We start from the raw sequence: 23,775 nt of genomic DNA, 5'->3' as shown, positions 1-23,775 counted from the left end.
AAATCTAATGTGTTTCTTGCTTACCCGAAAAACCGGATCCAGGCAAAGGGTTTGCGGCTTTTCAGGTACAAAAGGTCCCTATCCATACGATATGCCTCCCGCTCGAAGACGATGTTCAGATACGCCTCCTGATGATTTCGATATCTGACGAGATTAATGCAATAGTGAATCAGGTAGAGGATATAAAAGAAGATCAGCAGAAGCTCCAGCTGTTGCCTCAGATGAATCTTTTCATGATTGATCAGCACCCGGTCTTCCTTGTAAACCTTGCGTTTGACCAGTATAAACGGAAATAACGCCATCCCGGCTGCCGGCAGACCGGAGATATGTATCACAGGAAACTTCATTACTTGTATTCGGGCACCAGAGGCGGGAGTCGATTAAGTGCCGGATTCATGGTGTATTGCCTGAATGCATCCTTGATAAAGCTGATTAGCCCATAATCTTTTGCTTCCAGTATAAAATAGTAGGAGGGCCGGTACTGCTCCATAAAATCCTTAAGCTTTTCTCCTTTCAGCCCCGTTACACTGCTCACAAGCGCCGGTGTGTAACGGTAGTTGATCAGATTGTCTTTATAGTCGCGTTCAATGATCTCCTGAAGATAGCGTGCATTTTTGCCTTCGCGGCTTAGCAGGCTGTAAAGGGCGTCAATTCCCAGACCTGCCCCGCCCGGCCTGTTAGGCGTACCCAGCTGCAGAAGATCCTGTGGATCGCCTTTCCGGTATATTCCACTATATTCTTTGCGCGTACGGTTGAGCCGTTCCTGCGGGCTCAGTAGGCTATCAGTTACTTTTACTTCCTGCAGAAGAATGCTGTTCCGCTTTAGATAGAACAAGACTGTATTTGCCGGTGGAACGATCAGCGTGTCTACGTTATAGCCTTGCAGGGCAGCAACGAGTGTATCACCCACCACGGCTTTTGTGTTAAACTCTCCTTTGGTATTGTTGTAAAATCCTGAATGGGTGCGCATGTTATAGAGGTAGACACGCGTAAGGCGGGCTTTCGAGTCCTTATCAAAGATAATGCCCTGCACCGTTTTCTCCTGGGCAAAAGCGGTGCAGGTAACAAAAAGAAGAAGTAGGGCGATAATACTTTTCAAGCAACGTAAATCTACCAAAAATGATCCTGATCAGGAGTTATTTAACAACTCTTAACTATTTGGAAACAACTAAAAGCTGTCCTGGTTTAAGATCATTTCCAGCCAGAGAGTTCAACACCTTGAGGTCTTCAACGCTCAGACCCACTTTCCTGCTAATGCCGTACAGGGTATCCCCCGCCGCCACTTCGTAAACCTTCATGGTCACAGCTGGCTTCGCCGCTTCCATCTTCGGTTCAGCTGGCTTCTCTGCGATTTGTGCAAGTACCCGCTCTTCACGGTTGACTTTGGCTATTACGGTTTCTTCGCGGTCGTAACGGTCAAGGCCGTAACGCTCAATCAGACTGATTAATAATTCCGGATAACGGGGATTGGTGGCATAGCCAGCCTTTTTAAGCCCGTTCGCCCATCCCTTATAGTCATTCCTGTCCAAATCATAAAGAAAGGCATAATGGCTGCGCTTCAGAAATTCACTGTGATCGCGGTACGATTCCTCGGCAGAATTGTAATACCGGAAGCATTCACCCAGGGCATCATCATCTTTCAGAATTGTTTTACCGTTCCATCCACCATGGCATTTGATGCCAAAGTGATTGTTGGCCTCTCTGGCCAATGTACTGTTCCCGCTGGCTGATTCAAGCATGCCCTGCGCCAGGGTAATGCTTGCCGGAATGCCGGTTTTCAGCATCTCTTCCACCGCAATATCTTTAAAGCGTTCTACATAGCCGCTTGAGGAATAGACCCTGACGATCTTATCTTCAACCACCGCACCCTGGTGCTTTGGAAATTTTACCTTTTCAGGCTTGTTTGTGATGATCTTGTCGGGCTTCTTAGCAGGGTATCGCGAAGCGGTATACTGTTTTTTGCTGCTACATGAAGCCAGGAAGAGAGCCACGAAGGCCATCAGTAAAATATTTTTCATTCAGATTTAATCTGTTTTTTAAAAAGTGATGAAGCGTTCATGAGCTTTTCCCTTGCTCGAAAGAGGGGCATGCTCATGACGATTTCATGCAGATCTTACAAGTGTAATCGCTGACCAATGTCGAGCAAGCTGCTCGATAGGCCGTTCTTATTTTTAATTTCTTTGACTGTTGTTCTGAAACGTTGCGCAAGCCTTGCCAGCGTGTCGCCCCTCCGAACGTAATAGACAACCGGCTCTGACTGTTTGCTTTCCATTTTGCCGGCAGCAAGTATACTGCTTTTAGCTGTACTTCCGGAACTCTGGTCGAACTGGTCGAGGTTGTATTTCTTGATGATGCCCATGACCTGACTGGCCCAGGATCTGCTGTGTGCGTATCCGCCGCGTTGTATGCCCAGCGCCCAACCCCGGTAATCATCAGATGAGTAACGGTTAAAAAGCCCCGAAAATCTGGTCTTGAGGTAGCTGACGAAGTCATCATAGCAATCGTCTACCTCCTCATAGCCTTTGTAGGCTGATTTGATGGGCTTGGGGCCCGACTTTCCTTTCAGTCCGAAATGGTTGTTTAAGTACTTGGCGATTCTGCTGGTGCCGCTGGCTGATTCATGAATGGCAATTCCTAAAATGACGCTGGCAGGAATTCCATGTTGATTCATGGTGCTCACTGCCACCTCTTTGTAGTTCTCGATGTAGTTTTCTGCAGGGCTTTGCGCTGCTGCAGTTCCCGAAATGAAAACTATAAGGCTGGCATAAATGAATTTTTTAAGCATAGATTACAGTTTACGGATTATCAATAGACCATCGCGTACAGGAAGTATCAGTTTCTCTACGCGTTGGTCGTTAATTACTTTTTCATTGAAATTACTGATGTTCTGCGTGTCTTTGTCCTGTGCCCCTGAAGTGATTTTCCCATGCCATAACACATTATCCACTATAATAAGGCCCCCGGGTCTGACCTTATCAAATATCATATCGTAATAAGTACCGTTGTTCTTCTTGTCGGCGTCAATGAACACCATGTCGAACACCTCACTGAGCGTTGGGACAACTTCAGCGGCGTTAGCGATCTGGTACCTGATTTTCGATCCGAAAGGGGATTTACTGAAATAGTCACGAACCCGGTCTTCGAGTTCTTCGTTAATGTCTATCGTGTACAACAGTCCGTCTTCCACGAGGCCTTCAGCCAGACATAAAGAGGCATATCCGGTGAAAGTTCCTATTTCAAGTATGCGTTTTGGCGACTGGATTTTACTGAGAAAGCTCAGGACACGACCCTGATAGTGCCCCGAAAGCATCCGGGCCATTGGCACTTTCAAATGCGTTTCCCGACTTATATATCTTAGCAATTCAGGCTCTGGTTCGCAGTGTTGCTCAAGATAGATTTGCAGTCCCTCAGTTAGCATTTCCATAGATACAAATATATAGAAATATATATTTAACAAAACTTTATTTGGATAAAGTCAAGATTATCAGATAAGTAGTGAAAGTGTGTTGATTTTAAGTTAACGTCTGAGGCTTTTTTTGCGACTGGAATATGCGCTAATCATGTCCAGAAAATCTTCACCATAGCGGTCAAATTTGTGTTCTCCCACACCCGAAATCAGCAGCATTTCCTCCTCGGTAAGTGGCTTTTCTTTCGCCATTTCGTGCAGCGTGGCATCGCTGAAAATGATATAGGCCGGCACATCTTCTTCCACCGAAAATTTTCTCCTGACCTTTTTCAATTGTTCGAAGAGTTCGTCTTCATCATTCACATGTGAAGATGTGCTACCCGTTTTGTTGCTTTTGATCAGCAGCGGAAGAACCGTAAGTCGCGCCTTCGTCTTTCCGAACAGGATATCGCGTCCATACGGCGTGATCTTCAAAGCAAAATCTTCGTCATAGGCCATCTCCAGGATGCCAAGGTTCAGCATTTGCATCAGGTAACGCTGCCAGTCGAAGCTGCTGATATCAGAGCCTGCACCATGTGTTTTCAATAAGTGATAACCTGCTTCTTTCAGGTCGGTACGCATGGATCCGCGCAGGACGTCGATGATCATGCCTGCCCCCTCCTTTTCTTTCATGCGCGAAATAGCAGAGAGTGCCTTCTGCACGAGGAGCGTGCCATCAAAGTGCTTCCGCGGGTTCCTGCATACGTCGCAGTTCCCGCAGTCTTCATTAAAGTTCTCCGAAAAGTAGTTCAGCAGGATCCTTCGCCGGCAGATGTCGGCCTCGGCATAGTGCTGGATACGTTTGAGCTTCTCGAGGTTTACATCGGCCTGCCCGCTTTCAGCTGCAAAGCGGTTAAGTGTGACCAGGTCCGCATAGTTATAATACAGGATCGTTTCTGCAGGCAGGCCGTCCCTGCCCGCACGCCCGATCTCCTGGTAATAACCTTCCATATTCTTCGGCAGATTATAGTGGATCACCCAGCGGACGTTGGATTTGTCGATCCCCATGCCGAAAGCGATCGTTGCACATACCACCTGCAGGTTGTCATTCAGAAAGTCTTCCTGCACCTTTCCCCTTGCGTTAGCGTTCATGCCGGCATGGTAGAAGCTCACCTGGATTCCCAGCTTCCGCAAGTCAGACGTGAGCTCTTCGCAATTGTATCTGCTCAGGCAATAGATAATGCCCGCACGCCCTTTCCGCTGCCGGATAAAGGAGGCGATCTCTGTCAGTCGCTGCTTGGGCTTAATGCCCGCCCTGACCTCGAGGCTGAGGTTGCTGCGGTTAAAGGAAGATATGAATATCTGCGGATCCTGCAGCTTCAGCTGTCTGACGATGTCCCTGCGGGTCACCTTGTCGGCAGTTGCTGTCAGTGCCACAAAGGGAACATGGCTGAAGCGCTCGCGAAGGTGGCCGAGGTGCATATATTCAGGACGGAAGTCATGACCCCATTCTGAAATGCAATGGGCTTCGTCTATCGCAAACATGGATGGACGCGCCATCTGCGTGATCATCTGAATGTCGGAGATCAGCTTTTCCGGCGATACATACAGCAGTGCAATCTCGCCTCTGTAGCACGAATCGAGAATAGCTTGTTGCTCGCCGAAGGTCTGTGAGCTGTTCAGATACGCTGCCGAGATGCCGTTGGCTCTTAGTGCATCCACCTGATCCTTCATCAGCGATATCAAAGGAGAAACTACGATGCAGACACCATCCAGCATAAGGGCAGGAATCTGGAAGCAAACTGATTTTCCTCCCCCGGTTGGTATCAGAACGAGAGTGTCTTTTCCAGATACAACGGCTTGAATGATCTGTTCCTGCATTGGCCGGAACCGGTCGTATCCGAAATATTTCCTGAGGATTTCGCCAGCAGATAAAGCCATCGGATAAAAATAGGAAACTTTATGTTTAACAGGGCGTTTATGTCTTTATTTGCATGATATGAGATTTATTATCGAGCTTTTACTAACCGGGATTGCTGTTTCGGTAGCCGCGTTCCTCTCTCCGGGCGTCCACGTTGACGGGTTCCTTAGCGCACTGATTGCGGGTATCCTGTTGGCCATTGTAAACGCAACCGTCGGCACTATCCTTCGGATCTTCACCTTTCCGGTGAATATATTAACCCTCGGCCTGATGTCATTCGTGATCACCGTGCTGATGGTCTTACTGGTAGATGCGATGATGAAAGGTTTTGAAACCCAAGGCTTTTGGGCGGCCCTGATCTTTGCACTTATCCTCTCGGTGATCAAAATGGTTTTTGGCTCACTTACCAGTGAGCGCGACCGGAAATAGTTAGGTACAGCCTCCCGGCTACAGGGGGGATGAAGAGGTATCTGGGTTGAGCTTCAGACCTTGTTCAGCCGATGCTCACCCAACGGTGACCCGACACTGACCAGTATTTTTACCTGTTAGCAGCGGTTCAGCATCGGCTTAAGGTCCTGATAGCCACCATCAAGATTCTACGTAAATTCCCTCTTCGCGGGGTGTTCCTATTATTCAGATAAGGCTTTTAATACCGTTGGAGATTGATCCTGCTGGGCTTTGCTCAGCGTTTCATCGTTTCGGTCGGCTTTATACACTTTCCGCAACGCGCTTATCGCTGATGCCCTCACATAGGAACGGGGATCATTTAAGGCCAGTTCTTTCAGCTTAGCGTGTGCCGAAGCCTGCGCTTCTTTACTCAGGGAACCGATGGTCTTTACAGCAAGACGACGGATTACCCAATGCTTATCTTGCAGCGCGCTGATGATCGTGGCGGCAGATTGCTTGTCGCCGGGCTGCTTCGCAAGTGCCTGGATGGCTTCAATCCTGTCGACAAACAAAGGTGCCTGCTGATACTGGATGACGTATTGAGCTGCGGTCTTATTTTCCTTTTTAACACATAACAGGTATTTTTCTGCGTCAAAATTGACAAGATCCGGCTGCTGGGGCATATCAAAGGAGAAGCTCTGTTCTGCCTGATCTACGATGACCTGCTTTCTCTCTGCCTTGCCATTGATGTAGAAATCTATAGCAACAGGTAAGCGGTACAGAGGTGCGTTGGACAGCGATTGTGTCTGTTTAACGGTAACCAGCGATTTCTTCGTGGTGGCATCGTACTGGGTGTTAATGTCTAGCACAGGGTTTCCAGCTGCCAGGAACCACTGGTTGAAGAACCAGTTAAGATCTCTGCCGGTAACTTCTTCAAAGGCCAGGCGAAGATCGTGGATCTCGGCTGTCGCAAATGAATGACGCTTCAGGTAGAGGTTGAGAGTTTCAAAGAAGGCCTCGTCGCCCACCGTTTTGCGCAGCATGTGCAGGATGCGCCCACCTTTCTGATAGCTGACAACGTCGAACATCTGCTCGCGGTCGGGATAGTTGAAGCGGATCACGTCCGCCTCTTTTGCCCTATCGTCATTGAAATAGGCATTTGCGTCGTTCCATCCCTTGTAATCGGCCTCGTCGCGCCCATATTTATATTCGTTCCAGAGGTATTCGCCGTAGGTGGCAAATGATTCGTTTAGGGGGAGATTGGACCAAGACTCGGATGTAACGAGATCACCGAACCAGTGATGGAAGAGTTCATGGGATATGATATCTTCATGACTCTCGTCCAGGTATTCTGCAGGAGTCATGTTCATGCCTTCAAAAAAGGTCGTTGCGGTGGTGTTTTCCATGGCGCCTCCGGAAAAGTCGCGGAGTACAATCTGTGCGTATTTTTCCCAAGGGTAGTCAACCTTGAGTTTGGTGGAGAAGAACTCGATCATCTCAGGTGTTTTACCGAAGATCAGTTGGGCATTGTCTGCGTATTTCGGTTCCATGTAATAACTGACCTCTTTTTCTCTCCAGGTATCTTTCACGATTTTGAAATCGCCGCCTGCCAGCATGGTTAGGTAGGTAGAGTGAGGTTGTTCCTGACGCCAGCTGTCGGTGTGCGTGCCATCTCCGTTATCTGTAGAGAAATCGAGCAGTCCATTCGACAGGGAGACCATCCCTGTAGGGAGCGTGATGCTGATCTCCTGGGTCATTTTTTCCTGGGGATCATCTATCGTCGGGAACCAGCAGGAGTTGTTCTGGGTCTCTCCCTGCGTCCAGAATTGTCTGGGTTTGCCGGGCTCCGCATTATCTCGGTTGATGAAGTAGAAGCCTCTGCTCGCAGGATCCCCGATATCGGTGCCGACCTTTAGCTTGTCGGGCATGGCAACATAGTCCACCAGGATTTTGAATTTCTGCTTGTCGGTGAATGTTCTTCCAAGATCAATGCTGAGTTGCTTGTTGTTGTAGGTATATTTCAGTGGCTTGCTGTCGAAACCATCTACCAGTGAGACCTGATTGATTCTGAATCCCTTTGCATCGAGGACGACTTCTGAAAGTGGATTTAGATAGGGTTTGGCTTCGATGGTCGCCTTTCCGATGACGTAGGCACTGTCCCAGTCGAGCTTGAGGTCGAGGCTGGTATGCAGAATGTCGGTCACGCGGGTATAGCTCGCCTGATAGATATCGGCGTTTTTTCTGGCGCCGTGGACGGATATCGGGTCTAGAGCGATGTTTTTGGTGCTGGAGCAGGAGCAAAGGAAGAGCGCTGCCATTAAAGGGCAGAGCAGCAGATTGGATGCTTTCATATTATTTATTGGCAAGCAGCTTGTTGATATGCGTTTCAAACTCCTGAACGTAATCTGTGTAATGCTGGCCAGTGCCAGGTCCACTGAATCCGGTATGGATTTTATTCACTTTACCTTGCTTGTCGATGATGATGGTTGTAGGAAATGCCCTGAACTCATTCAGTTCGGGGATGCTTTTGAGAACTTCTTTGTTGGTATGCCCGGTTACGAGCACTGGATAGCTGATATTGAACCGCTTTCTAAGCTGTTCAAGGCTGTTTTTGGATCTTTCAATATCGTTTGTGCGTTCGTACGCAAGGCCGATGATCTCCACGCCTTTTGATTTGTATTCTTTGTAGAACTTGGTTAGGAAGGCTGTTTCGTCCATGCAGTTGGGACACCATGATCCGAGGAAGCTGATGATCACCACCTTGTCTTTGTAGCGAGGGTCTTTCAGGGATACCTGCTTGCCGTCGAGGTCAGGGAAGCTGAAGGATAAACTGGTATAACCCGGCTTGAGGCTGGTCAGTGTGTAAGCATCCGGCAGGATAGCATGTTCATCTTTTCTGGCCGACCAGTTGCGTACTGTAGACAGCCCGGAGTAGAATTTCCCGTCGATGATGGTGTTTCCTTCTATCGTTCCGGTAAACAGCATGCAGTTCGATCCGTCAAATGTGGAAAGGAAGAGGCGACCGCTGGAGATTGCACCTTCCAGGAAGCGGTAGTCGCCTGTACTGGTGAGGAATGAGCCTGTTACTCTGGATTTCTCCTGGCGGAACTCGCCTACGGCGATAGTGGTATCCTTATTGTCGAGGCTGACGATGGTTGTAGACCACCTTCCGCCGATCTGTTCGGGTACATCGGGATTGTCTTTGAAGAAGCGGTAGCTGACGTCCTTGCTGGCAGTGATCTCCATGGCTACGTCTTTATCCACCAGATGTTTTATCCATTTTCCGCTAAAGCCGTCGGCAGTAAAGCCGGCTTTGATCTCAGAATCGAACAGCGGCAATTTGATGGTAACTGAATCCCGGTTGACAGCAATATCGTCTACCAGCAAACGATCGCTGGCATTGAGAATATAAAGACGCCTCACTCCTGCAGAATCTGTTACTTCAAAGTTGAAGGGTACTTCCGTTCCTGACTCGTTTTTGATTGTAGCCCTCCAGGTTCCGGTAGAAAGGTCGTGGCTTTTCGTTCCGCAGGAGACAATCGTCAACGTGAGGAACGAGAGAAGAGCTGTCAGTTTATGGAAGTTTTTCAAAAGCATCTAAACCCGTATTATTGATCAAAAACTAGTGTTGGCTGCGAATCTTCTTTTCGATGGCGGTAGTAGAATAACCGTCTATCAGCGGAATGGTTTTTACTTCTCCGCCTGAGGCGAGCACGGTATCGGCACCCACGATCTGATCGATAGTGTAATCGGCGCCTTTCACCAGTATGTCGGGCTTAATGGCAGCGATCAGATCTGCCGGTGTGGGTTCATCGAACAGCACGACGGCATCTACGAAGAATAGTGCAGCGATAAGCGCGGCCCTCGACTGCTGATCGGTAATCGGCCGGGAAGGACCTTTGATCCTGGAAACGGAAGCATCGGTGTTGAGGCCGATGATAAGCTTATTACCCAAAGCAGCAGCTTGTGCCAGATAGTCAATATGGCCGAGGTGAAGCAGATCAAAACATCCATTGGTAAAGACGATCTTCTTCTCCTGAAACTTCCAGACTTTTACGAGTTTGAGAATTTCGGGCAGGCTAAGTATCTTATTATTGAGCATTTCCAGTTTGTTCATAAGCTACTTATCAGCTAGGGGTGATTTACTTAATTAGATGGTTGTTATCATCGGGGAACACGAGTATTGGCTGGTATTTCTTCCCCTCTTCAATTGTAAGCTGCCCGTAAGACATGATAATGATAATATCTCCTACCTGAGCCAGGCGGGCACATGAGCCATTTAAGCAAACAATTCCGGAACCTCTTTCGCCTTTGATGACGTATGTTTCAAAGCGTGCGCCGTTGTTGTTATTTACAATTTGTACCTTTTCGTTAGGGATGATATTGGCTGCGTCAATTAAGTCTTCGTCAATGGTGATACTTCCCACATAGTTCAATTCCGCCTGAGTCACCTTCACCCGGTGTATCTTTGACTTCAAAACCTGAATAATCATGATGCAAAATTAGCAAAAGCTATTGAAAGAGTTATAGTTGATCTACGCTACCGTGTTAATTTAAAATCATATTATCTATGAGCCGTGTTTTGCCTACCGAAGCAGCGATGAGGGCGACGCGTCCGGCGCTTGCTGCATCCGGCGCAAGGAGCGTATCCTTGTCGAGTACCTCACAATAGTCGAGCCTGATGCCTGGTTCGGCGTTCAGTACTTCAAGGCCTGCCTGACGTACTGCAGAAGCATCAGCTTCGGCGGCGTGTTCCTTCATTTTCAGGAGGGCGCGGCTTAGGGTATAGGCCTGTTGTTTTTCCACAGGCGAGAGGTGGACGTTCCGGGAGCTTAGTGCCAGACCTTCTTCGCTGCGCTGAATAGGGCACATGATCAGTTCTACGGGCAGTTTAAAGATGTCGGTCATCTTTCTGATGACGAGCACCTGCTGATAGTCTTTCTGACCGAAGAAGGCTTTATCCGGGGATGTCAATTGAAATAACTTGTATACAATCTGTGTAACACCCTGGTAATGCCCCGGTCTCGACTGACCTTCGAGAATGGACTCGAGGTAACCCAGATCTATATGCCAGGTTTCATTGTGTCCGTACATCTCGCTGACCTCAGGGAGGAAAAGGATGTCGCATCCGGCTTGTTCCAGTTTCTGGATGTCGTTTTCTACAGTTCTCGGATATTTCTCGAGATCTGACGGGTCTGTGAATTGCGTTGGGTTAACGAAGATACTGCATACCACAACGTCTGTTTGCTGCCGGGCTGCATTGATCAGCGAGATATGACCTTCATGTAGGGCACCCATTGTGGGAACCAGGCCAATCTGTTTCTCCTGTGCTTTAAGATCTTTAAGAGCGTCTGAAAGTTCGGATTTTGAAGTGAAGATTTTCAATTTATGATTTTTTTAGACGGATTTTAACGCCTGAACGTGTTAAGAGAGAGTTAAAATAGAACACTCTGGCAACTGCTGTAAACACCTAATGACTTCGTTCATGATCGAGGAAATTTTAATTAAAACGATAATGAAAATGCCGGTGCAAAGGTGTGAAATCCTGCAGTTATATCAAAGGGTATTGCGTAATTCATTGATATATCATAATATATATGTATATTTGCAGTCCCAAATTCTTTCATAAAATTTAACATTTGGAGATGGCAAAAACGAAGTTACTGTTTATTACTCACGAGATGTCGCCTTTCCTCGAGTTAACAAAGATTTCTGAGATAACGCGGAAACTCCCGCAAGCGATGCAAGACAAAGGATTTGAAATCCGCATTTTAATGCCTCGTTTTGGCAACATCAATGAGCGTCGTAATCGCCTGCACGAAGTGATCCGTTTATCAGGAATGAACATCATCATAGATGAAAACGATAACCCGTTGATCATTAAAGTCGCATCAATTCCTTCAGCTCGCATGCAGGTGTATTTTTTGGATAACGAAGAATATTTCCAGCGTAAACATGTTTTCAGGGACAATAGTAGTAAGTTTTACGAAGACAACGATGAGCGGACAATCTTTTTCTGCAAAGGGGCATTGGAGACGGTTAAGAAATTAGGTTGGTCGCCAGACGTGGTACATTGCCATGGATGGATGAGTTCTTTGGTTCCGGTTTATATGAAAACCACTTACAAGGACGATCCGACATTCAAGACAGCTAAGGTTGTATACTCTGTATACGACAATTGCTTCAACGAGAAGCTGAATGCTGACTTTTCAAAGAAGGCGATTATGAGCGGCATGGACGCATCTCATATGGTGCCTTATGGTGACGGCAGCTGCGAAGCGATGCACTTGGGTGCTATTGCTTACTCTGAGGCTGTTGTGATGGGTGGGCCTAATACACACCCTGAAGTGCTGAAAGTAGTTGAGGCTACAGATAAGCCGGTGCTAAAGTATGATGCAACCGCAGATTATGAGAATTATTTCAACCTTTACGAAGAGATGCACAACGAAGAAATGGCATCTTTGGCATAAAGGCTTTTAATAGCATAAAAAAAAGGCTGCTCCTTACTCGGGCAGCCTTTTTTTATGGATGATATTCTGGGATCAGTCGTTATCTGAGCTGTTCGGGTCATACTTCCATAGGTCGTCGAGCCTTGTTGTGCCCGAACGTCCGGTCGTTACATATCCTAGATTGTTCAGAGCGAAGCCTACTGCTCCTTCTCTGGAGCTTCCTTCAAAGGCATCAACCTGGTTCCAGAGATCTTTTCCGGGATTGTACTGCCAGGTTGTGTTCATTACCGAGTTGTAGGTTCCGGTAGTGATATACCCATATCCGTTCAGGCTGAAGGCTGCAGCAGATGTTCGTTGCAGGTTGTAATCATAGTCGTCATTAGCCTGGATTTCATCCGTTTCTTCGTCATCTCCATAAGGATAGAGGGAGTGTAAGCGGGTCCAGTTATTTGCGACGGGATCAAAGGCGAAGAACGTGTAGACATAAGCACCGTTATTGGATCCACCTCCTACATAGGCTTTGCCGTTGATGACAAAGGCAAAGGGATTTACCCGTTTCGACTTCATGCTGGCTACCTGAGTCCAGCTGTTTCCTGCCGGATCATACTTGTAGAAATCCTGCTGGTCGTTATCGCCATCATTGCCACAACCCACGTATCCATTTTCGTTCAGACTGAATGCGATAGCTCCGTAACGTCCTTTTGTAGTTGGAAAGTCGGCTATCTGCTTCCAGCTATTTGTTGCAGGGTTGTATTCCCAGAAGTCTTTCAGCAGATTAGTACCGTCGGTACCCAGACCCACATATCCTTTTCCGTTGGCGGCGAATGCGACTGCTTTACTTCTGGCCTTCCCGGGAAACGCAGCAACCGCATACCAGTTGTCTTGCTGAGGATCGTACTGCCAAAAGTCAGTAAGCCGGGTTTCTGTTGAAGTAGCTGAGGTGTAGCCGGTGCCGACATAAGCTTTATTGTCGATCACGAAGGATGCTGCGTCGCTTCGGGATACACCTTCGAAGTCGGATTGTCGTGTCCAATCGCCCGCGAGGTCTTCATCGTCATCGCTGGGTGAACAAGCGGGGAGCACAGCGAGCACAAAGAGGCAGATAATAAAAGAAAACAGTTTAGACATAGTACTAAAATTTAGTGTAAGTGATTATTAATTTGATTTTGGATGAAAGATGATCCTGGGAGCCCAGTTCAAGCCGGGTCAGCGATTTTTCCAATTCTTCGACCGGCAGGCTGAGCAACAGGGAGGTTTTGTTGTACGACTTGAGGTAGTTGCCAATGAAGTTTGTGAGCGGGGCCGAATAGGAGGCCTTCGCAATTCCATCTGAGCGGAGGCTGAGGGGGATACTGATGTTGTTACCCGACTGGTCGGTCAGGATGCTGATGGGGACATTGTTCGAATTAGCGAGAAGAAGGCTAAGCTGCCGGGGAAGGGCAAAGGGCGTATCGCTGCCGCTAGTGCTTTGAACAAGCAGTTCGGCTTTGTTGATGGAGACGTGGTCGTTACCGCTCAGGTAAGCTATAGAGGGTATGGCGATTTTTGTAACGAGGCCAATGCCGCCCTGGATGTATGTTTTGTTGTTTGTGGCCGAAGCGGGTATTATTTTATTTCTCAGGCTAAGGGATTTCAGGGCGGTCTGACTTCTGTCGGCACTGAAGCTGTTGAACTGGTAGTTGGTGTCGTAGATTTTGAAGAGAAGCTCATTTCTTTTCCTGAGTCCGTCTGATCCGGTATATGAGTAGTAGAGTTTCACCTGAGCGGAATCTTTGAAGCCAGTAACGGAGTTGCCCGTAGCTTGAAGTGCAATTCCTTTGAAGTAGTTAAGGAACTCTTCGGTATTGCTGATGCGGGTATCGTTGTTCCTGATCATCTTGAATAGCTCGCTTCCAAGGTTCGGATCTAGTTTGAGCAGGAGACTGTCACCTGATGCGGGCCTGGGCTTAATCGTCAGGCTTGCCAGCGGCTCATCGTGCATGGCAGGTTTGCTCAGGTTGTAGAAGGTTGCGGAGGATGAGAAGACGCTGGATTCTTCAGGCTCGAGATAGCCGGGGAGCTTAGCGATGCTCAAGCGTTTGCTGATCTGATGGACGGAGATGGTCTGGGATACGGTGGTGTCGCCATAGTAGTAGCCCGAATACTGAAGCTTCAGCCGGGCGGAGTCCAGCATGGCGTCGTCGGGGAGGCTCAGTCCGCTCAGTTCGGCCGGCTGTATCTGAAAATACGACGTGGCCTGAATCCTGCCGAGCTCGGCATCATCGATGGTTCCTGTAAGGAGCACCCCTTTGGCTGCGGTTGGCAGCGAGTCGAGCAGCATGGTCGACGTCTCGACAAGCAGCGTGTCGGTGATGTTCACCCCCAGAAGCTGATCCTGAGTGAGGCCGACGGTATCCTGTTTGGTACAGGATGCCAGAATAGAGAGGGCCAGAAAAATGGTGGATCGGAGATAGACTTTTGTATCGGAAAGCCCGTTTATGATGTTGTGCATTTTGTGATGACGTGAAATAGTTCCGTCACAAATATTGGTTGACGTGATCAGAAAGCTATTTTCTTTAACAATCTTTAACCTGAAGGGCTTCAGAATGATCTCTTCGTTAACAGTCGTTAACACTGACCGGTATTTACCCCACCTTTCATTTAACAACCTTTAACAAAGCATAAAAAGAAAAATCTATATCTTAGCGCGAAATATTGAATGACAAAGAATTATTATACACATATGAACTATTTAAGCAGGGGCTTATTCATTCTGGTAAGTCTGGTTGCTTTCAGCAGTTGTGAGAAGACTGATACGATTGGGCTGGATCCTAACGATACGCTCAAGAGCAATTATATTGAAGATTTTAATGTGAGCACTGTAACTGTGAGAGAAGACAGTGTACTAGCTACCAATCAGCCGCAATTTCCTCTGGGATCTATCACCGACCCGGCCCTGGGAAGGACTGATGCAGCGATGGCTATGGGTCTTGCTCTGCCTTCGTCGGCTGTGAGCTTCGGTTCAACAGCATCCCTGGATTCGGGAGTATTGGTTCTAAAATATGGAAAAGGCTTTTTCGGCGATTCGACCAATACCACTTACAATGTGACGGTTCACCAACTTAAGGAAAACTATATCTCCACGTCTTCCTACTATACAAACCGCAAGTGGAATTATGACAGTACGAATGTGGTAGGGCAGTTGGCAAACGTAAACCGTTTCAGGTGGAATGACAGCATTCGTGTTACCCAGATCGTTAAGGGCGGTCGTGACACGCTGCAAAAGGTTGTGCCTCAGATTCGTATCAAGATGTCGGCTGAGTTCATGAGAACGTACTTCCTGAATGCTAGTTCCGATAAGTTTGCCAATGCTGCTGCATTTCAGAACCATATCAAAGGTTTGTACGTGAAAGTCAGGAAAGAACAACCCGACGGAAGAGGCGGAGTTGCCTATTTCGATCTTGCCTCTGCCGGCGTAAGCGGACTGGAAGTTTACTACAAATCAACAACAGGGTCTACTGTAGACACGAATAGGGTTGTTTTCGGTCTGGGCCAGACAACGACGGCTGCAGCGATCAAACATAACTATACCACGGCAGTGCAGACCCAGCTGAACAATCCTCAGCAGTCATACAGCACCGTTTTCGCTCAACCACTTGCTGGTTTGCGGACTAAGGTGACGTTCACGAATCTGGATGCAATACGCGCACTTGGAAATGTAGCTATTAACAAAGCTGAGTTGGTTGTGTATGTGGAGCCAGGCTCAGAATCGATCTTTAAGCCGGTTCCCCGTCTGAATCTCTACCGTACAGATATTGCAGGTCAGCGTCAGGCTGCGGATCAGGTATCTTTCCTGGGTTCGCCTTACGACAAAGACAAAAAACGTTATGTTTTCAATATCAGCAGCTATATCCAGAATCTGGTAAATGGAAAGGATAAGCAATACAGTACGTATATCGCTCCTATTGATGAAAACTTCCTGAATACGCAGTCGGCGAATATCGCGCCGGTGCTAACAACAGCTGCCCGCTCCGTTCTGGCGGGAAATAATCATGTGAATAGCAAGATTAAGTTGAACATTTATTATACAAAGCCTGATTAATATCAGGCTTTTCTGTGTTGCGCTATTTTTTTTTATAATTTCGCTCCCCTCAATGATTAATTTTATATGTGTGGAATCGTAGGATATATAGGTCATCGCGAAGCCTGGGATATTGTCATCAAAGGTCTTAAAAGACTGGAATACAGGGGTTACGACAGTGCCGGTGTTGCATTGATGAATGGTGGATTGAAAATTCACAAAAAGGCGGGAAAAGTATCAGATCTGGAAGCTCATACGCTTCACGAAAATAAATCGGGCACGATGGGGATGGGGCATACCCGTTGGGCTACTCACGGAGCTCCGTCTGACCGGAACTCTCACCCGCATCGTTCGGGGGATGGCAAGCTTTCGATCATCCATAACGGGATCATTGAAAACTATTCGGTCATCAAGGAGGCACTTCAGGCGAAGGGCCATGTTTTCAGCAGTGACACCGACACTGAGGTCCTAATCCACCTGATAGAGGATATTCATACCGATACAAGCGATCTTCTGGAGGCCGTAAGGCTTGCGCTGAACGAAGTTATAGGAGCCTATGCTATCGTGATCATGAGTCAGGACGATCCTGATCAGCTTATCATTGCCCGTAAAGGAAGCCCTATGGTGATTGGCGTGGGTGAAGGCGAGTACTTCATCGCTTCTGATGCGACACCTATAGTGGAATACACGAAGAATGTTATTTACCTGAAGGACTCGCAGATTGCGCTTGTAAAACGCGACGAGCTCGTTGTAAAGACCATCGATAATATCATCCAGACTCCCTACATACAGGAGCTTTCGCTGAAGCTTGAGATGCTTGAGAAGGGCGGCTTTGAGCATTTTATGCTGAAGGAGATCTATGAACAGCCACGTTCTGTCAGGGATTGTATGCGCGGGCGCATTTATCCGAATGATGGAAAAGTTCAGCTGGGAGGTATAAAGGAATATGCAGATAAGCTGAGAAACGTGGAACGCATCGTGGTCATTGCGTGTGGTACGTCATGGCACGCGGGACTTGTTGGTGAGTATCTGATTGAGGAATATGCGAGGATACCTGTAGAGGTGGAATATGCGTCAGAATTCAGATACAGAAATCCGATTATCTCGGAGAAGGATATTGTTATTGCGATATCCCAGTCGGGTGAAACAGCAGATACCATGGCCGCTATTGAGCTGGCTAAAGAGCGTGGAGCGACCATTTTCGGAATCTGTAATGTGGTTGGGTCTTCCATTCCGCGGATCACAGAAGCAGGTGTATATACACATGCCGGTCCTGAGATCGGCGTTGCCTCAACGAAGGCGTTTACCGCTCAGGTGACTGTTCTGACGCTGATGGCTCTCTATATGGCACAACAACGTGGTACGATCAAGAAATCAGACCTGGTTAGCATGCTGACAGAGCTGGATTCGATCCCTGCGCTGATTGAGCAGGCATTGAAGTCGGATGAGAAGATTGCCGAGATTGCTGAGAAATTTAAAGATTCTTCGAACTGCTTGTTCCTGGGCCGCGGAAGCGGATTCCCGGTAGCACTGGAAGGTGCACTTAAGCTGAAGGAGATTTCATACATACATGCTGAAGGATATCCTGCTGCAGAGATGAAGCACGGACCTATTGCCCTGATCGACGAAGATATGCCGGTTGTCTTTATTGCGACCAAAAACTCCTCATACGAGAAGGTGATCAGCAATATTCAGGAGGTAAAGGCACGGAAAGGAAAGGTCATCGCGATTGTTACGGAAGGCGATAAAACGGTGAAGGAGATGGTGGATTACACCATTGAGATACCGGCCTGCAACGAAGCCTATCTGCCACTTCTGGCAACTATACCACTACAGTTACTCTCTTATCACATTGCTGTTCTGAGAGGCTGTAATGTAGATCAGCCACGTAACCTGGCCAAGTCGGTTACCGTTGAGTAGAAAGAAAAGAACATAAAAAGAGCCGCCTGATTTATTCAGGCGGCTCTTTTTTATTTAAGGGGCATGTATTAAGCCGGCATGTGCTTCATCGCAGCATCCAGGTCGACGTTCAGACCTTTGGCGACGCCGATGCCGAGACTAAGGTCGGCTCTGAACCAATGGCATAGCTGGCGGTTCACGATCTCATCTCTCTTCGGCCCCTCGATGCCACTCATTGATCCCACGATGTTCGATATCAGGTTCGCTTTATCAGCGGGGCTCAATAGTCGGTAAAGATCTCCGGGCTGCGTATAATGATCATTTTCTCCTTCCGCGTTACGATCATACCAATCAGCAGTTGTTGCAGGGATAGGTAATCCGGGCTCTTTGTAAGCAGGATCCGCTTCTATATGATCAAAGCTATTGGGGGAATAGTTGGGAGATGATCCGCCATTTCCGTCCATTCGCATGGCACCGTCACGCTGGTAGTTATTCACCATGTAAGGACAACGGTTTACCGGGATGTGTTCGTAGTTTGTTCCAAGACGGTAACGCTGTGCATCCGTGTAGGAAAGTATTCTTCCCTGGAGCATCCTGTCGGGAGAGAAGCCTATTCCATCAACGACGTGGGCCGGGGCGAAGGCCGCTTGTTCCACGTGGGCGAAATAGTTGTCAGGGTTTTCGTTGAGTTCAAGTACACCCACGTCGATAAGTGGGAAGTCGCCCTGTGGCCAGGTTTTGGTCAGATCGAAAGGGTTCCAGCGGAACTCCTCGGCCTGCTTTTCTGACATGATTTGTATTTTGAGGGCCCATTTAGGGAAATCACCTTTATCGATGGATTGTACCAGGTCACGCTGCGCCCAATCCGGGTCGGTACCTCTCATCGCAGCAGCTTCAGCATCAGTAAAGTTCTTGATGCCCTGTAATGTTTTGAAGTGGAATTTTACCCAGTTACGCTCTCCGTCTTTGTTGATCAGGGAGAAGGTATGGCTGCCGAAACCGTGCATGTGGCGGTAGCTGTAGGGCGTTCCACGGTCAGACATCAGGATGGTTACCTGGTGAAGGCTTTCCGGATTAAGTGACCAAAAGTCCCACATCATGGTTGCACTTTTGCAGTTGGTATAAGGATCTCTCTTCTGTGTATGGATAAAGTCGCTGAACTTCTTTGCGTCTTTCACGAAAAATACCGGGGTGTTGTTTCCAACAATGTCCCAGTTGCCATCTTCTGTGTAGAATTTGAGGGCAAATCCCCGCGGGTCACGTTCAGTATCGGCAGATCCTTTTTCGCCGCCTACAGTTGAGAAGCGAAGGAATACCCTTGTTTGCTTCCCGATCTGGTTAAATACTTTGGCGCGGGTATATTGAGAGATGTCGTGTGTAACAGTGAAAGTTCCGTAGGCACCGGAGCCTTTTGCATGAACGACACGCTCGGGGATGCGCTCTCTGTTGAAGTGTGCCATTTTCTCGTGAAGAATGAAATCCTGAAGGAGAACCGGACCTCTGGGGCCCGCCGTCATGGAGTTTTCATTTTCATAATAAGGGATTCCGGATGCGGTGGTAAGTTTCTGTTTATTAGTAGCCATGTACTTGGAATTATAACGTCTTTGTTAAATCTTAGATAAAGATGAGGCTTTTAAATGGATGGGAAAAATCGATATTTGCTATGAATACATAGATTTTCCCTATATGACCCTGGTTCAGTTAGAGTATATTGTTGCGGTTGATACGTACCGGAATTTTGTTGTTGCAGCGGAGAAATGCTTCGTTACGCAGCCCACCCTGAGTATGCAAATCCAGAAGCTGGAGGATACATTAGGAGTCATCCTGTTTGACCGGAGTAAACAGCCTGTTGTTCCGACAGAGATAGGCATCCCGGTTATCGACCAGGCACGGGTCATTTTGGCGGAAGCTGATAACCTGAATGAGATCATCAACTCGTACAAGAAAGAGCTTAGCGGAGTGATCAAGGTAGGTGTGATCCCGACGGTAGCGCCTTATCTCCTGCCGAAGATTATTACGAGGTTCATGGAGAAGTATCCGAAGGTGCAGCTTCTGATTTGGGAATATACGACGGAGCAGATCGTTCAGAAACTGAAAGTTGGCTTGTTGGACTGCGGCATCCTGTCAACACCTCTCGATGATAAGACGCTGAATGAGCTTCCGCTATTTTATGAAGCCTTCGCGATATATGCATCTAAGGGGAACGCTGTTTTAAATAAGCGCAGCATCACTGCTGAAGATATTGACATAAATGACCTGTGGCTGCTCAATGAGGGGCATTGTATGCGGAACCAGGTGTTGAACCTGTGCAGCAAAAAGGTTGAGCTAAACAAGCTGAAGCCCTTTGAGTATAACACGGGCAGCGTTGAAACGCTTAAGCGAATGGTAGATATTAATACGGGGATTACGGTACTGCCGGAGCTGAGTATTATGGATTTGAATAAAGAAGAAGCTAAACGGGTAAGGCGGTTTAAGGATCCGGTGCCTGCACGCGAAATCAGCATTGTGACCCACCGTAATTTTTTGAAACGGGGCATTATCTCTGCTCTTGAAAAGGAGATAGTGGAGTCCTTACCGGAGGAAATGATCAGCAACTCAAAGAAAGAAATACTGGAAGGCTTTATGTAAGAACTCCGGCCTTCCGGTATTTTATCTCCTTCTGAAGAAGCTGAACAGCCAGTAGATTAATATCAGGACGGCTACCACCATGAATATGCCGACGTAGGCGCCTGCCTTGAATATGTCGCCAACAAGCTCACAGCTTGAGAGCATGCTGATAAATAAAAGTGCTGAAAGGTATGTGATTTTCTTTTCCATAAAAAAAGTAGTATACAGTTAAGTACACTACTTTTTATGAAATGTTTTTAGAACTTATTTTTTGAAGCGCTCAGCAACTGCAGACCAGTTTACTGCGTTCCAGAATGCCGCGATATAATCAGGACGCTTGTTCTGGTATTTCAGGTAATAAGCGTGCTCCCAAACGTCAAGACCCAGGATTGGAGTTCCTTTAACTTCGGCAACATCCATTAAAGGGTTGTCCTGGTTTGGAGTAGATGAAACCTGAAGTTTTCCTTCTGAAGAGATGGATAACCAAGCCCATCCTGATCCGAAGCGGGTTGCTCCGGCTTCAGCGAACTTCTTTTTAAAGTCTTCGAATGAACCGAAAGCCTCATTGATCGCTTCAGCAAGCTCACCTGTAGGTTCGCCGCCACCGTTAGGGCCTAATACAGTCCAGAACAGGCTGTGATTGTAATGACCACCACCGTTGTTGCGTACAGGCGCCGGGTAAGAAGAGATATTCGCTAATATTTCTTCGATTGTTTTGCCTTCAGCATCGGTACCAGCGATAGCTTTGTTCAAATTGTCAACATAAGCCTGATGGTGCTTTCCGTGGTGGATTTCCATTGTTGCTTTGTCGATATTCGGTTCAAGGGCGTCAGATGCGTATGGTAACGCAGGAAGTTCAAAAGCCATAATATTAAGTTTTATAAGTTTAATTTTTAAGCTGCACAAATATAACTTTTGTATAAGTGTTTTGTTCAGCACAGTGTCAATTTACTTCCTTTTCTTCAGGAAGAAGTCTTTTACGAGCGTGGCACACTCTTCCTGAAGTACGCCGGAGCTCACTTCTGTTTTTGGATGTGTGAGTGCGGGGCTGATCCTGCTGAATCCTCTTTTTTCGTCATGCGCTCCGTAGACAATGCGACTGATCTGCGTCCAGTATGATGCGCCGGCGCACATGACACAGGGCTCAATGGTTACATACAGGGTGCAATCTTTCAGGTATTTACCTCCCAGATAACTTGCAGCGGCAGTAAAAGCCTGCATTTCGGCATGAGCGGTAACATCGTTAAGGCGCTCAGTGAGGTTATGGCCGCGGCCGATTACCTTTCCTTTGCTCACGATCACCGCACCGATAGGGACTTCATCCTGATCGAGAGCCTTACGGGCTTCTTTCAGGGCTTCCTTCATAAATAATTCGTCAGGCGGACTTACCGGGTCGTCTGTAAAGCTTATATATCTCATCTTGTGTGTAAATACGTTATATCAATTTGGAACCATTTGGAACTGGGCTTTGAGTGGTGGAGAGCACGATGTCACCGTTTTCATCTGCGAAGCCGGTTACGAGGAATTCGGACATGAATTTGCCGATCTGTTTCTTTGGAAAGTTGATGACACCGATGATCTGTTGCCCGATCAGTTCATCAGGCGAGTACCGTTTGGTAATTTGCGCACTGCTCCACTTTATTCCCCAGTCGCCGAAATCAGCCTTGATCTTGTAAGCAGGCTTCCGTGCTTCAGGGTATGGCAGTACCTCCAGGATAGTGCCTGCCCGGAGTTCTACTTTTTCAAAGTCGTTCCATGTAATCTCGTTCATAAGCAAATGTAGCAGTAATACGAGAATTTGAAACGATCGTATTACCTTTGATCTTATGTCTGAAGTGCGTCTAAAAAAAGGAAAAGAGAAAGCAGTACGTCAATTGCATCCCTGGATATTTTCGGGAGCGGTTGAACAAATAAAAGGGAAGCCGCAGAACGGTGAGATTGTGGAGGTGAAGGATCATTCGGGAGCGTTTCTGGCCCGGGGATTTTTCAATGACCAATCGCGCGTAGCAGTGCGTTTGCTGGAATGGAACGAGGACGTGATGATTGATGAATCATGGTGGAGAATGCGGGTGCGCAGAGCGGTTTCGGCGAGGAAAGATCTGCTGGCATCAGCGGAGACGAATACCTGCAGACTTATCTTTAGTGAAGCGGACTTTTTGCCGGGACTGATTGTGGACCGTTATGCCGACTATCTTTCGGTACAGATACTGACCTCGGGAATAGAGAAGGTAAAAGATATCATTGTGAGCGAACTGGTGAGCCTGCTGAAGGTAAAGGGCGTATTTGACCGGAGTGATGCTTCAGCAAGGGCACATGACGGAATGGAAGCCTCCTTTGGGACTCTTTACGGCGAGCAGCCACCGGAGTTTGTTGAGGTAGTAGAGAATGGACTGAAGTATCATATCAATATAGCGGAGGGACAGAAATCAGGCTTTTTCTGCGATCAGCGGGAGAACAGAAGGATTGTTGCAGGCTATGCTCAGGATAAAAAGGTGCTGGATTGCTTTTCCTATTCAGGAGGCTTTACCTTGAATGCATTGAAGAGCGGCGCCAGTGAGGTGGTTAGCGTTGATAGTTCTGCTTTGGCAATCGAAACGTTAAAGCAGAATATCGAGCTAAATGGCTTCGGTACGAAGAAACATGTTGCGGTTCAGTCGGACGTAAACAAGTATCTGCGGACACTGAAAGAGGAGCAGCAGAAGTTTGATGTTATTGTGCTGGATCCGCCGAAGTATGCACCATCTAGATCTTCGCTTGATAAAGCTTCGAGAGCCTATAAGGACCTGAACCGGATGGCCATGGGGCTTTTGAACAGTGGTGGCCTACTGGCTACGTTTTCTTGTTCAGGAGCTGTGGATATCAGCCATTTCAAGCAGATACTCGCCTGGGCTGCCCTTGATGCAGGAAGGGAGATTCAGTATATCTATCAGTTCTGCCAACCGGAAGATCATCCGGTAAGGTCTTCCTTTCCGGAGGGAGAATACCTGAAGGGACTCTTCTGCCGGATCGTATAAAGAATTTGAGAATGTTATAAAAAGGAGCACTATTGGTGCTCCTTTTTATGGGC

Annotated in this window: 24 protein-coding genes; 6 read left to right on the top strand and 18 right to left on the bottom strand. The window is 47.5% G+C overall.

Features of this window, described 5'->3' with window-relative positions; translation table 11 throughout:
• Nucleotides 1-20: 20 nt before the first annotated feature.
• The 6 genes from ACO1NU_RS16965 to recQ form a co-directional block, all read right to left on the bottom strand.
• On the bottom strand, nt 21-347 hold the full coding sequence (locus ACO1NU_RS16965; RefSeq protein ID WP_448819685.1) for a hypothetical protein: 327 nt from the start codon (nt 345-347) through the stop codon (nt 21-23).
• Nucleotides 347-1,099, bottom strand: a complete 753-nt coding sequence (locus ACO1NU_RS16960; RefSeq protein WP_448819684.1) for a hypothetical protein — start codon at nt 1,097-1,099, stop codon at nt 347-349. The genes ACO1NU_RS16965 and ACO1NU_RS16960 overlap by 1 nt, the downstream gene beginning before the upstream one ends.
• A gap of 55 nt (nt 1,100-1,154) precedes the next feature.
• Nucleotides 1,155-2,018 carry a glucosaminidase domain-containing protein gene (locus ACO1NU_RS16955; RefSeq protein WP_448819683.1) on the bottom strand — a complete coding sequence of 288 codons (864 nt, stop codon included), beginning with the start codon at nt 2,016-2,018 and terminating at the stop codon, nt 1,155-1,157.
• Nucleotides 2,019-2,113: 95 nt separating this feature from the next.
• Nucleotides 2,114-2,785: a glucosaminidase domain-containing protein gene (locus ACO1NU_RS16950; RefSeq protein WP_448819682.1), complete on the bottom strand. Its 672-nt coding sequence runs from the start codon at nt 2,783-2,785 to the stop codon at nt 2,114-2,116.
• 3 nt (nt 2,786-2,788) lie between these two features.
• A complete protein-coding gene (locus ACO1NU_RS16945; RefSeq protein WP_448819681.1) occupies nt 2,789-3,424 on the bottom strand; it encodes an O-methyltransferase in 636 nt (211 codons plus the stop codon).
• A gap of 93 nt (nt 3,425-3,517) precedes the next feature.
• Nucleotides 3,518-5,326 (bottom strand): DNA helicase RecQ, encoded by a 1,809-nt coding sequence (gene recQ, locus ACO1NU_RS16940; RefSeq protein ID WP_448819680.1) that lies wholly within the window; start codon nt 5,324-5,326, stop codon nt 3,518-3,520.
• Nucleotides 5,327-5,384: 58 nt separating this feature from the next.
• On the opposite strand from recQ, the gene ACO1NU_RS16935 reads away from it, so the two are divergent.
• A complete protein-coding gene (locus tag ACO1NU_RS16935; protein WP_448819679.1) occupies nt 5,385-5,735 on the top strand; it encodes a phage holin family protein in 351 nt (116 codons plus the stop codon).
• A gap of 200 nt (nt 5,736-5,935) precedes the next feature.
• On the opposite strand, the gene ACO1NU_RS16930 is transcribed toward ACO1NU_RS16935, so the two are convergent.
• Genes ACO1NU_RS16930 through panC form a run of 5 tightly spaced genes read right to left on the bottom strand, consistent with a single transcriptional unit; the run spans nt 5,936 to nt 11,078 of the window.
• The gene (locus tag ACO1NU_RS16930) at nt 5,936-8,044 is read right to left on the bottom strand and encodes a M1 family aminopeptidase (RefSeq protein ID WP_448819678.1); all 2,109 of its coding nucleotides are present in this window, start codon (nt 8,042-8,044) and stop codon (nt 5,936-5,938) included.
• 1 nt (nt 8,045) lies between these two features.
• Nucleotides 8,046-9,290, bottom strand: coding sequence for a TlpA disulfide reductase family protein (locus ACO1NU_RS16925; RefSeq protein ID WP_448819677.1), 1,245 nt, complete (start codon nt 9,288-9,290; stop codon nt 8,046-8,048).
• A 25-nt stretch (nt 9,291-9,315) separates the two neighbouring features.
• Nucleotides 9,316-9,810, bottom strand: a complete 495-nt coding sequence (gene rfaE2, locus ACO1NU_RS16920) for a D-glycero-beta-D-manno-heptose 1-phosphate adenylyltransferase (protein WP_448819676.1) — start codon at nt 9,808-9,810, stop codon at nt 9,316-9,318.
• Nucleotides 9,811-9,835: 25 nt separating this feature from the next.
• Nucleotides 9,836-10,186: an aspartate 1-decarboxylase gene (panD, locus tag ACO1NU_RS16915; RefSeq protein WP_448819675.1), complete on the bottom strand. Its 351-nt coding sequence runs from the start codon at nt 10,184-10,186 to the stop codon at nt 9,836-9,838.
• A 55-nt stretch (nt 10,187-10,241) separates the two neighbouring features.
• A complete protein-coding gene (gene panC / locus ACO1NU_RS16910) occupies nt 10,242-11,078 on the bottom strand; it encodes a pantoate--beta-alanine ligase (protein WP_448819674.1) in 837 nt (278 codons plus the stop codon).
• 260 nt (nt 11,079-11,338) lie between these two features.
• Between panC and ACO1NU_RS16905 the strand changes: the two genes are divergently transcribed.
• Entirely contained in the window at nt 11,339-12,163 is an 825-nt protein-coding gene (locus ACO1NU_RS16905) for a glycogen/starch synthase (RefSeq protein WP_448819673.1), read from the top strand.
• Between the two features lie 72 nt (nt 12,164-12,235).
• On the opposite strand, the gene ACO1NU_RS16900 is transcribed toward ACO1NU_RS16905, so the two are convergent.
• Nucleotides 12,236-13,270 carry a Kelch repeat-containing protein gene (locus tag ACO1NU_RS16900; protein ID WP_448819672.1) on the bottom strand — a complete coding sequence of 345 codons (1,035 nt, stop codon included), beginning with the start codon at nt 13,268-13,270 and terminating at the stop codon, nt 12,236-12,238.
• A 4-nt stretch (nt 13,271-13,274) separates the two neighbouring features.
• Entirely contained in the window at nt 13,275-14,756 is a 1,482-nt protein-coding gene (locus ACO1NU_RS16895; protein ID WP_448819671.1) for a DUF4270 family protein, read from the bottom strand.
• 108 nt (nt 14,757-14,864) lie between these two features.
• Here ACO1NU_RS16895 and ACO1NU_RS16890 point away from each other — a divergent pair, with 108 nt between their 5' ends.
• Nucleotides 14,865-16,223 carry a DUF4270 domain-containing protein gene (locus ACO1NU_RS16890; RefSeq protein ID WP_448819670.1) on the top strand — a complete coding sequence of 453 codons (1,359 nt, stop codon included), beginning with the start codon at nt 14,865-14,867 and terminating at the stop codon, nt 16,221-16,223.
• Between the two features lie 66 nt (nt 16,224-16,289).
• Nucleotides 16,290-18,122: a glutamine--fructose-6-phosphate transaminase (isomerizing) gene (glmS, locus tag ACO1NU_RS16885; RefSeq protein ID WP_448819669.1), complete on the top strand. Its 1,833-nt coding sequence runs from the start codon at nt 16,290-16,292 to the stop codon at nt 18,120-18,122.
• Nucleotides 18,123-18,190: 68 nt separating this feature from the next.
• On the opposite strand, the gene ACO1NU_RS16880 is transcribed toward glmS, so the two are convergent.
• The gene (locus tag ACO1NU_RS16880) at nt 18,191-19,684 is read right to left on the bottom strand and encodes a catalase (protein ID WP_448819668.1); all 1,494 of its coding nucleotides are present in this window, start codon (nt 19,682-19,684) and stop codon (nt 18,191-18,193) included.
• Nucleotides 19,685-19,787: 103 nt separating this feature from the next.
• On the opposite strand from ACO1NU_RS16880, the gene ACO1NU_RS16875 reads away from it, so the two are divergent.
• A complete protein-coding gene (locus ACO1NU_RS16875; RefSeq protein WP_448819707.1) occupies nt 19,788-20,729 on the top strand; it encodes a LysR substrate-binding domain-containing protein in 942 nt (313 codons plus the stop codon).
• 21 nt (nt 20,730-20,750) lie between these two features.
• On the opposite strand, the gene ACO1NU_RS16870 is transcribed toward ACO1NU_RS16875, so the two are convergent.
• The 4 genes from ACO1NU_RS16870 to ACO1NU_RS16855 all read right to left on the bottom strand — a co-directional run bounded on the left by ACO1NU_RS16870 (nt 20,751) and on the right by ACO1NU_RS16855 (nt 22,479).
• Nucleotides 20,751-20,918: a hypothetical protein gene (locus ACO1NU_RS16870; RefSeq protein WP_448819667.1), complete on the bottom strand. Its 168-nt coding sequence runs from the start codon at nt 20,916-20,918 to the stop codon at nt 20,751-20,753.
• 54 nt (nt 20,919-20,972) lie between these two features.
• Nucleotides 20,973-21,575 carry a superoxide dismutase gene (locus ACO1NU_RS16865; protein WP_448819666.1) on the bottom strand — a complete coding sequence of 201 codons (603 nt, stop codon included), beginning with the start codon at nt 21,573-21,575 and terminating at the stop codon, nt 20,973-20,975.
• 81 nt (nt 21,576-21,656) lie between these two features.
• On the bottom strand, nt 21,657-22,127 hold the full coding sequence (locus tag ACO1NU_RS16860; protein ID WP_448819665.1) for a nucleoside deaminase: 471 nt from the start codon (nt 22,125-22,127) through the stop codon (nt 21,657-21,659).
• A gap of 16 nt (nt 22,128-22,143) precedes the next feature.
• Nucleotides 22,144-22,479 carry a tRNA-binding protein gene (locus ACO1NU_RS16855; protein ID WP_448819664.1) on the bottom strand — a complete coding sequence of 112 codons (336 nt, stop codon included), beginning with the start codon at nt 22,477-22,479 and terminating at the stop codon, nt 22,144-22,146.
• Nucleotides 22,480-22,534: 55 nt separating this feature from the next.
• Between ACO1NU_RS16855 and ACO1NU_RS16850 the strand changes: the two genes are divergently transcribed.
• On the top strand, nt 22,535-23,722 hold the full coding sequence (locus ACO1NU_RS16850; RefSeq protein WP_448819663.1) for a class I SAM-dependent rRNA methyltransferase: 1,188 nt from the start codon (nt 22,535-22,537) through the stop codon (nt 23,720-23,722).
• Nucleotides 23,723-23,775: the final 53 nt, after the last annotated feature.

Source organism: Arcticibacter sp., from assembly GCF_053551015.1.
This window is presented reverse-complemented; position numbering and strand designations above follow the sequence as displayed.

Coding starts and splice junctions, on each gene's coding strand:
- panD (WP_448819675.1), bottom strand. CDS start 10,186: ATGATTATTCAGGTTTTGAAGTCAAAGATACACCGGGTGAAGGTGACT.
- ACO1NU_RS16880 (WP_448819668.1), bottom strand. CDS start 19,684: ATGGCTACTAATAAACAGAAACTTACCACCGCATCCGGAATCCCTTAT.
- glmS (WP_448819669.1), top strand. CDS start 16,290: ATGTGTGGAATCGTAGGATATATAGGTCATCGCGAAGCCTGGGATATT.
- ACO1NU_RS16865 (WP_448819666.1), bottom strand. CDS start 21,575: ATGGCTTTTGAACTTCCTGCGTTACCATACGCATCTGACGCCCTTGAA.
- ACO1NU_RS16855 (WP_448819664.1), bottom strand. CDS start 22,479: ATGAACGAGATTACATGGAACGACTTTGAAAAAGTAGAACTCCGGGCA.
- ACO1NU_RS16950 (WP_448819682.1), bottom strand. CDS start 2,785: ATGCTTAAAAAATTCATTTATGCCAGCCTTATAGTTTTCATTTCGGGA.
- rfaE2 (WP_448819676.1), bottom strand. CDS start 9,810: ATGAACAAACTGGAAATGCTCAATAATAAGATACTTAGCCTGCCCGAA.
- ACO1NU_RS16945 (WP_448819681.1), bottom strand. CDS start 3,424: ATGGAAATGCTAACTGAGGGACTGCAAATCTATCTTGAGCAACACTGC.
- ACO1NU_RS16860 (WP_448819665.1), bottom strand. CDS start 22,127: ATGAGATATATAAGCTTTACAGACGACCCGGTAAGTCCGCCTGACGAA.
- recQ (WP_448819680.1), bottom strand. CDS start 5,326: ATGGCTTTATCTGCTGGCGAAATCCTCAGGAAATATTTCGGATACGAC.
- ACO1NU_RS16870 (WP_448819667.1), bottom strand. CDS start 20,918: ATGGAAAAGAAAATCACATACCTTTCAGCACTTTTATTTATCAGCATG.
- ACO1NU_RS16930 (WP_448819678.1), bottom strand. CDS start 8,044: ATGAAAGCATCCAATCTGCTGCTCTGCCCTTTAATGGCAGCGCTCTTC.
- ACO1NU_RS16850 (WP_448819663.1), top strand. CDS start 22,535: ATGTCTGAAGTGCGTCTAAAAAAAGGAAAAGAGAAAGCAGTACGTCAA.
- ACO1NU_RS16935 (WP_448819679.1), top strand. CDS start 5,385: ATGAGATTTATTATCGAGCTTTTACTAACCGGGATTGCTGTTTCGGTA.
- ACO1NU_RS16965 (WP_448819685.1), bottom strand. CDS start 347: ATGAAGTTTCCTGTGATACATATCTCCGGTCTGCCGGCAGCCGGGATG.
- ACO1NU_RS16925 (WP_448819677.1), bottom strand. CDS start 9,290: ATGCTTTTGAAAAACTTCCATAAACTGACAGCTCTTCTCTCGTTCCTC.
- ACO1NU_RS16955 (WP_448819683.1), bottom strand. CDS start 2,018: ATGAAAAATATTTTACTGATGGCCTTCGTGGCTCTCTTCCTGGCTTCA.
- ACO1NU_RS16900 (WP_448819672.1), bottom strand. CDS start 13,270: ATGTCTAAACTGTTTTCTTTTATTATCTGCCTCTTTGTGCTCGCTGTG.
- ACO1NU_RS16890 (WP_448819670.1), top strand. CDS start 14,865: ATGAACTATTTAAGCAGGGGCTTATTCATTCTGGTAAGTCTGGTTGCT.
- ACO1NU_RS16875 (WP_448819707.1), top strand. CDS start 19,788: ATGACCCTGGTTCAGTTAGAGTATATTGTTGCGGTTGATACGTACCGG.
- ACO1NU_RS16905 (WP_448819673.1), top strand. CDS start 11,339: ATGGCAAAAACGAAGTTACTGTTTATTACTCACGAGATGTCGCCTTTC.